6 protein-coding genes are annotated in these 7732 nt (G+C 70.0%); all 6 read right to left on the bottom strand.

What is annotated here, in order from left to right; all coding sequences use genetic code 11:
• Positions 1-199: 199 nt before the first annotated feature.
• The 6 genes from AB0959_RS26950 to AB0959_RS26925 all read right to left on the bottom strand — a co-directional run bounded on the left by AB0959_RS26950 (position 200) and on the right by AB0959_RS26925 (position 7476).
• Positions 200-481: an HU family DNA-binding protein gene (locus tag AB0959_RS26950; protein ID WP_006139383.1), complete on the bottom strand. Its 282-nt coding sequence runs from the start codon at positions 479-481 to the stop codon at positions 200-202.
• 403 nt (positions 482-884) lie between these two features.
• Positions 885-2300, bottom strand: a complete 1416-nt coding sequence (locus AB0959_RS26945; RefSeq protein WP_366829143.1) for an NAD-dependent malic enzyme — start codon at positions 2298-2300, stop codon at positions 885-887.
• Between the two features lie 381 nt (positions 2301-2681).
• Positions 2682-4979, bottom strand: a complete 2298-nt coding sequence (locus tag AB0959_RS26940; protein ID WP_366829141.1) for a UvrD-helicase domain-containing protein — start codon at positions 4977-4979, stop codon at positions 2682-2684.
• A gap of 178 nt (positions 4980-5157) precedes the next feature.
• Complete coding sequence (locus AB0959_RS26935; protein WP_366829140.1) at positions 5158-5988, bottom strand: zf-HC2 domain-containing protein; 831 nt, start codon at positions 5986-5988, stop codon at positions 5158-5160.
• Positions 5985-6560: a sigma-70 family RNA polymerase sigma factor gene (locus AB0959_RS26930; RefSeq protein ID WP_013003188.1), complete on the bottom strand. Its 576-nt coding sequence runs from the start codon at positions 6558-6560 to the stop codon at positions 5985-5987. The genes AB0959_RS26935 and AB0959_RS26930 overlap by 4 nt, the downstream gene beginning before the upstream one ends.
• 349 nt (positions 6561-6909) lie before the next feature.
• Positions 6910-7476 carry a CGNR zinc finger domain-containing protein gene (locus tag AB0959_RS26925; RefSeq protein ID WP_366829138.1) on the bottom strand — a complete coding sequence of 189 codons (567 nt, stop codon included), beginning with the start codon at positions 7474-7476 and terminating at the stop codon, positions 6910-6912.
• Between the last annotated feature and the right edge of the window lie 256 nt (positions 7477-7732).

Below are 7732 nucleotides of genomic sequence, written 5' to 3'. Positions count from 1 at the left end.
GCGCCACCCGCTGTCGGCCTTGCGGCCTCGTCCTCAAACGCCGGACGGGCTGACGATCCGAGCCCCGGCCGGAGAGAAGGCCGGGGAGAAACGCCACAGCGCCTCGCGTACGCCGATGGGGCGGCCTTCCGAACCGGAAGGCCGCCCCACTGGCGTTACTGGGTCTCTACGCCGTCCCGTGGCGTACGACCGAAAGGGGTCAGTTGCCCTTGGCGGCTTCCTTGAGCTTGGAGCCCGCGGAGACCTTCACGCTGTAGCCGGCCGGGATCTGGATGGGGTCGCCGGTCTGCGGGTTGCGCGCGGTGCGAGCGGCACGGTGGGTGCGCTCGAAGGTCAGGAAGCCAGGGATGGTGACCTTCTCGTCGCCCTTGGCGACGATCTCGCCGACGGTCTCGGCGAACGCGGCCAGCACGGCGTCGGCGTCCTTGCGGGTCACCTCGGCGCGGTCGGCCAGCGCGGCCACCAGCTCACTGCGGTTCATGTTGTTACTCCCGTGTTTTCTTGCCGTTGAGGCGTGCCACGCGGCGGAGCCGCATGGTGGGCACAGCGAAGCCGATGCTGCCAGGGCCCACTGTGGGTCCCCGCACCCGGGTCCCTCGTCAGACCCTCGCGCCCAGGGACGCATCCTGCCTCCACCTGCGGCGGGAAAGCCAATCCGGCACCCCTGGGAGTCACACGAACACCCTTGGGAGTCACACGGAAGCGCCACCGCGACAGCACGGTGACGCGCTGTCCGCCACCGGCGGCGACCCGCAGGTCATGGCAGGCCTGAGCCTGGCCGACACCCTAGAGGGCGGCCAGGGGCCCGGGTCCCGCGACGCGCCGTGTTCGACGGCGACCGTGGCCACCATCACAACCGCCGCGGGGTCGGACCGGAGCGAGGGTCAGACCGTCGCGCCCGCGGCGCGCGCCGCGTCCCGCACCGCACCGGCCACCGCGCCGGCGACCTTGTCGTTGAAGACGCTCGGAATGATGTAGTTCGGGTTGAGCTCGTCCTCGGTCACGACGTCGGCGAGGGCCGTCGCGGCGGCCAGCATCATCTCGGTGTTGACGGTGCGGGACTGGGCGTCCAGCAGGCCGCGGAAGACACCGGGGAAGACCAGCACGTTGTTGATCTGGTTCGGGAAGTCGGAGCGGCCCGTGGCCACGACCGCCGCCGTCTGGCGGGCGACCGCCGGGTCGACCTCGGGGTCGGGGTTCGCGAGCGCGAACACGATGGCGCCCTCGGCCATGGCGGCCACGTCGTCACCGTCGAGCACGTTCGGGGCGGAGACGCCGATGAAGACGTCGGCGCCGCGCACGGCCTCCTTGAGCGTGCCGGTGAGGCCCTCGGGGTTGGTGTTGTCGGCGATCCAGCGCAGCGGCGAGTCCGGGGCGTGGTCCGCCAGGTCCTCACGGTCGCAGTGCACGACGCCCTGGATGTCGGCCACGACGGCGTTCTTCACGCCGGCCGCGAGGAGCAGCTTGAGGATGGCCGTACCGGCGGCGCCGGCGCCCGACATGACGACGCGGATGTCACCAATTGCCTTGCCGGCGACGCGAAGTGCGTTCGTCAGCGCGGCGAGGACGACGATCGCGGTGCCGTGCTGGTCGTCGTGGAAGACGGGGATGTCGAGTGCCTCGCGCAGGCGCGCCTCGATCTCGAAGCAGCGGGGCGCGGAGATGTCCTCCAGGTTGATGCCGGCGAAGCCCGGGGCGATCGCCTTGACGATCTCGACGATGGCGTCGGTGTCCTGGGTGTCCAGGCAGATCGGCCAGGCGTCGATGCCGGCGAACCGCTTGAAGAGGGCCGCCTTGCCCTCCATGACGGGCAGCGCGGCCTTCGGGCCGATGTTGCCCAGGCCCAGCACCGCGGAGCCGTCCGTCACGACCGCAACGGAGTTGCGCTTGATGGTCAGGCGGCGCGCGTCCTCGGGGTTCTCGGCGATCGCCATGCAGACGCGGGCCACGCCCGGCGTGTAGACCATGGACAGGTCGTCGCGGTTGCGGATGGGGTGCTTCGACGCCATCTCGATCTTGCCGCCGAGGTGCATGAGGAACGTACGGTCGGAGACCTTGCCGAGCGTCACGCCCTCGATGCCGCGCAGCTCTTCGACGATCTCGTCGGCGTGCGCGGTGGAGGTCGCCGCGATGGTGACGTCGATCCGGAGCTTCTCGTGCCCGGACGCGGTCACGTCGAGGCCGGTCACCGAGCCTCCGGAGGACTCCACGGCCGTGGTGAGCTGGGAGACCGCGGTTCCGCTCGCGGGCACCTCCAGCCGGACCGTCATCGAGTAGGAGACGCTGGGCGCCGTTGCCATGACCGACTTCCTCTGCTTTCAGCTGGAGCTGGGTAGTGCCGTTGGAACGTTGGGGCGTGGTAGTGCCGTCCGATCGTCGCACCTACTACGGAGTACGCGGTAGCCGCCCTCGGATTGCGAACGTTTTGTTCGTTGATCAAGCGGTGTCCAGCCGGTTCACAGCAACGCGAAGAGGCTCACATCACCAGGTGATGTGAGCCTCTCGCACACTCAGTGGCACCGACCCGCCATGCTCGCCTCGCGGCAAGTGGTCGCTCGAAGCGACGAAGGTTGGGCCCGGGGGCTTGGATCGGGCCGGTGCCACATCCAGGCTAACAAACAGATCCCGTAAGGCCATTCCCGTCCCGGGAGTTCATCCATCAGGCCCCCACGGGCCCCGTCTCAGTCACGCAGCAGATCCGGCACCCCGTGCGCGTCCGGCTCGTCCCGCTCGCCGGAGACCACGGTGAGCTGCTGGGTGGCCCGGGTCAGCGCCACGTACAGCACGCGCAGCCCGGCCGGGGACTCGTCGGCGATCTCGGCGGGCGAGACGACGACCGTGGCGTCGTACTCCAGGCCCTTGGCCTCCAGGCTGCCGAGGGCCACGACCCGGTCGCCGAGGCCGGCGAGCCAGCGGGCCGCCTCCTCGCGCCGGTTCATGGCGACGACGACGCCCACGGTGCCCTCGACCCGGTCCAGCATCCGCGCGGCCTCCTCGCGGACGGTGCGGGCCAGTGACTCCCGTACGGGAGTGAAGCGCGGCTCGACACCGGTCGAGCGGACCGCGGACGGGGACTGGGAGCCCGGCATCGCCAGCGCGAGCACCTTGGAGGCCAGCTCGGCGATCTCGGCGGGGTTGCGGTAGTTGACGGTGAGGGTGAAACGGCGGCGCGGGCGCGTGCCCAGGGCCTCGTCCCTCGCCTCCGCCGCCTCGTCCGGTTCGGACCAGGACGACTGGGCCGGGTCGCCGACGACCGTCCATGTGGCATGGCGCCCCCGTCTGCCCACCATCCGCCACTGCATGGGGGTCAGGTCCTGGGCCTCGTCGACGATGACGTGCGCGTACTCGGTGCGCTCCTGGGCCAGCCGCTCGGCGCGCTCGCGCTGCGACTCCTCGCGTACGGGCATGAGCTCTTCGAGGCCACTGAGCTGGTCGAGGGGGTCGAGCTCGCGCTTCTTCCTCGGGCGGGCGGGCAGACCGAGGACGGCCTGCAGTTCGTCCAGCATCGCCACGTCGTGCACCGACAGGCCGTCCCGCTTGAGTGAGCGGGCGACACGGCGCACCTCGCCGGGATTGAGGATGCGCCGGGCCCAGCGCCCCAGCCGCCGCTCGTCGGCCATGGCGGCCAGTACCCCGCGCGGGGTCAGCTCGGGCCACCAGGCGTCGAGGAACGCGACGAAGTCGTCCTCGCCCGTGATGTCCTCGTCGAACGACGACCGCAGCTCGGCGGCGAGCTCGGGGTCGGTGTGGCGGGTCGCCGCTCCCGACCGCGCCCACAGGGCGTCGAGGAGCAGCCGGCGGGCGCGCGGGCGCAGCAGGTTGACGGGGGCGGTCCCGCTGAGTGCGGTGCGCCGGATGCCGTCCAGCTCGTCGGCCTCCAGTTCGAGCCGGCGCCCGAAGGCGACGACCCGGAGCCGGCTCGGCGGGTCGTTCAGCTCCAGCGCGCCCCGCGCCGCCTTCCGCAGCACCTTCAGCATGCGGTACGAGCCCTTGGCGCGGGCCGCGGACGGTGCGTCGTACAGCGTGGCCTCGGCGCCGTCGACCAGGGAGCCGATCGCCCGGATGGCGACCTGCCCCTCCTCGCCGAGCGAGGGGAGCACGCCCTCGGTGTAGGCGACGAGCAGCGGGGTCGGCGAGACGATCAGGATGCCGCCCGCGTACCGGCGACGGTCCTGGTACAGCAGGTACGCGGCCCGGTGCAGCGCGACGGCCGTCTTGCCGGTGCCCGGCCCGCCCTCCACGTACGTCACGGAGGCGGCGGGAGCCCGGATCACCAGGTCCTGTTCGGCCTGGATGGACGAGACGATGTCCCGCATGGTGTGGCTGCGTGCCTGCCCCAGCGCGGCCATCAGGGCGCCGTCGCCGATCACGGCCAGCTCGTGCCCGTCCAGGGATGCCTTCAGTTCGGGACGCATCAGGTCGTCCTCGACGCCGAGCACCCTGCGGCCCTTGGAACGGATCACGCGCCGCCGTACGACCCGTCCGGGGTCGACGGGGGTGGACCGGTAGAAGGGGGCCGCGGCGGGCGCCCGCCAGTCGATGACCAGCGGCGCGTAGTCCTCGTCCAGCACTCCGATGCGCCCGATGTGCAGGGTTTCGGCGATGTCGGCCGTGCCGTCCTCGCGCACCGCGCCCTCGGCGGGTTCGACGGCCGTGTAGGCGCCGTCGGGCCCCTTCTTGCCGTCCTTGCCGAGCAGCAGGTCGATGCGGCCGAAGAGGAAGTCCTCGTACTCGTTGTGGAGCCGGTTCAGGTGGACGCCCGCCCGGAAGACCTGGGCGTCCCGCTCGGCGAGCGCGCCGGGCGTGCCGACCTGGCCGCGCTTGGCGGCGTCGTTCATCAGGAACTCGGCCTCGTGGATCTTCTCCTCGAGGCGGCGGTACACCTGGTCCAGGTGTTCCTGTTCGACGCGGAGCTCGCGCTCACGGACGGAGTCCTGAGCCGAGCCGAGCGCGGTCTCCTGTTGAACCTGAGCGGCCACCGGGCCCCCTTCTGACGTGCTGGGCAGCCGTCAACCGTACGCGAAGGGGACCCCGGGAGGCTATGCGTCCACCCGGGGTGTGTTCACAGGCCCGCCGCAGATCCGTTACGGGGTCTGCGGCGGGGCCCTTCCGAGTCCTGCATGTCCTGTATGCCCTGCGTGTTATGCCCTGCGTGTCCTACACGTCGATCTTGACGAGCTTTTTGCCCTCGAAGGTCGCGATCTCGAAGTAGTCGATCTCGTCCGTGTTCATGGACACGCCGCCGAACGTGTAGAGCGGATCCTTCGCCTTCGCGTCCTTGGCGTTCTTGATGCCGTAGCCCTGAGGGGGGACCGCCCAGGTGGTCGCCGTCTCGCGCTCACCGTTCTTGCCGACGGCGATCAGGGAGCACTTCTCGGGCCCCTTGACGTTCGCCAGTTCCAGGACGGTGCTCGTGCCCCAGCCCTTGGGCTCGAGGGCGACCGTGGCGCTGACGTCGGTCGACTTGTCCGTGGCCTTGACCTTGTCGTCCAGGTTGTCGAAGGCGTCCTTGGCGGGATTGGCGTTCTTGGGCTGCGCCTGGACGGTACGACCCGAGTCGTCACCGCCGTCCGTCGTCGCGAACACGGCGGTGGGACCGCCGACGATCAGTGCGACGCCGGCCGCCAGCATGTAGAAGCTGCGCCTCTTCTTCGCGGAACGCCGCTGGACGACCTCTCCGACGAGCCGGTCCGACATCTGCTGACTCGGTTTGACCGCCAGCGACTCCCCGATGGCAGGGGTTCCCTGGGCACCGGGCAGGTCCGCGAGCGCGGCCAGCATCGGTTCCATTCCGGCCAGCTCGTCGAGTTGCTGGGCGCACCATTCGCACGTGGCGAGATGCGCCTCGAACTGGGTCGCCTCGGCGTCGTCCAGTATCCCGAGGGCGTACGCGCCCACGGTTTCGTGGATGTCGCCTGGTCCGCCTTGTGGGGCGCCCGGTACTGGACCGGATCCCCCGGTTCCGTAACCCCCGTACGTATTCATCATGCCGTCACCCCGCGCTCCTCCAGAGCCAGCTTCATCGACCGCAGGGCGTAGAACACCCGTGAGCGCACCGTTCCACTGGGGATGCCGAGCGTCTCGGCCGCCTCATTGACCGTACGCCCTTTGAAGTACGTCTCAACCAGGACCTCCCGGTGGGCAGGGGTCAGGTCGTCCAGCGCATCCGAGAGTGTCATCAGCCACAACGCCTTGTCGATCTCGTCCTCCGCGGGTATGACCTCCAGCGGCGACGGGTCGACCTCCTGCGGCCGGGCCTGCCGGCTGCGGTGGCCGTCGATGACGATGCGGCGTGCGACCGTCACCAGCCAGGGGCGTACCGAACCGGTTGCTCGATTGAGCTGACCGGCATTCTTCCAGGCACGGATGAGCGTCTCTTGCACGACGTCCTCGGCGCGCTGCCGGTCCCCCGCGACCAGACGCAGCACATATGCGAGCAAAGGTCCCGCGTGTTCGCGGTAGAGCGCGCGCATCAGCTCCTCGTCGGGCTCAGAGGGCTGTGACGCGCGATGTCGTGCCCTGTGCGGGCGTTCATCGGCCACAGCGGAATCCTTGCGCACGGTTACCTCCGGTGTCCGGGGGTTCCCCCAGTCGGTCGCTCATCACGAGTTACGTAGGTAACCAGCTGTGTGTTCAAAGTGACGCCACAACTTTCCTGATCGAGATGCGAGTTGGAGGGCAGCAGGGGGACAAGGGGCCCAATTCCGCCGCAATCGCGGCACGGGATGGGAGGAATTGTGAAGAGATGAATCCCATGCTGTGAAACTCGACACGTTTGACTCTTCACGGGGTCGGGAATGCGGCCCAACTGACACGAGTCACAAAGAAGTTGATAACCCGTGAGAAGCGCAGTCAGTCAGGGGCAATACGGGGCGAACCGCACGCGCGTCGGGGCGACTTGTGAAGGCCCTACGCCCGGGACAGTCCCGCGCGCCTCCGGTGGCGGGCCACCCGTTCACGGTTGCCGCACGTCTCGCTGGAGCACCATCGGCGGCGTCGTCCACGGGAGGTGTCGACGTACACGATGGGGCAGTTGTCCCCCGCGCACTGGCGAAGGCTCGCGCGCGCCACCGGATCGGTGAGCAACTCCACGGCGTCCCGGGCGACCAGGGCCAGCAGCGCCGCGCAACCGGGGGTGCCGTCCAGTGTCCTCACCAGCGTCCCGTCCGCCGTGCGCACGGCTCGGGGTGCGGGGGTCGCCGCCCGCGCGAACTCGTTGATCCTGGTGAGCGCGGCCTCGAAGGACCGGGAGTCGAGGACCGGTTCGCGCCGGACCATCTGTCCTATGAGGCCCCGCAGTTCGCGAAAGCGCACGAGCCAGGTGGTGTCGGCGTCCGCCAGCGGTGTTCCCTTCGGCACGCAGCCCGCGCCCTCGATCCACGCGCACAACCGCTCCACCGAGTAGAGCTGTTCCTCGGGGTGCGTGGTCGCGAGGAGGTCCAGGCAGAGCCGTCCACTGTCGAAACGCGCTGCCATGTGCCTGTCACCGCCTTGGGGTCACCCCGTGCGGGGGTCGGGTGAGGTACGGGTGCATACGAACGCCGTTCGAGGAATTCGTACCCCCTGCGATGCCCATCCGCACATCTGCCTCCGGCGGGCAGCGGGGTCGTCTCGTCTGCCGGGTTCTGTTTGCTGGCGGCTGCGGGTCCGTTGTGGCTGGTCGCGCAGTTCCCCGCGCCCCTGAAAACCTCGGGCGCGCACCCGGCAGCACTGACCCGCACCACGACGCGCT

This window comes from Streptomyces sp. NPDC046862, assembly GCF_040704615.1.
GTDB lineage: Bacteria > Actinomycetota > Actinomycetes > Streptomycetales > Streptomycetaceae > Streptomyces.
Note: the sequence above shows the minus strand (reverse complement) of the source record. Positions and strands in the feature narration are given on the sequence as shown.

What these genes read in the sequence shown, in the direction of transcription:
- AB0959_RS26945 (WP_366829143.1), bottom strand. Translation starts at nt 2,300, where the DNA reads ATGGCAACGGCGCCCAGCGTCTCCTACTCGATGACGGTCCGGCTGGAG.
- AB0959_RS26935 (WP_366829140.1), bottom strand. Translation starts at nt 5,988, where the DNA reads ATGATGAATACGTACGGGGGTTACGGAACCGGGGGATCCGGTCCAGTA.
- AB0959_RS26950 (WP_006139383.1), bottom strand. Translation starts at nt 481, where the DNA reads ATGAACCGCAGTGAGCTGGTGGCCGCGCTGGCCGACCGCGCCGAGGTG.
- AB0959_RS26925 (WP_366829138.1), bottom strand. Translation starts at nt 7,476, where the DNA reads ATGGCAGCGCGTTTCGACAGTGGACGGCTCTGCCTGGACCTCCTCGCG.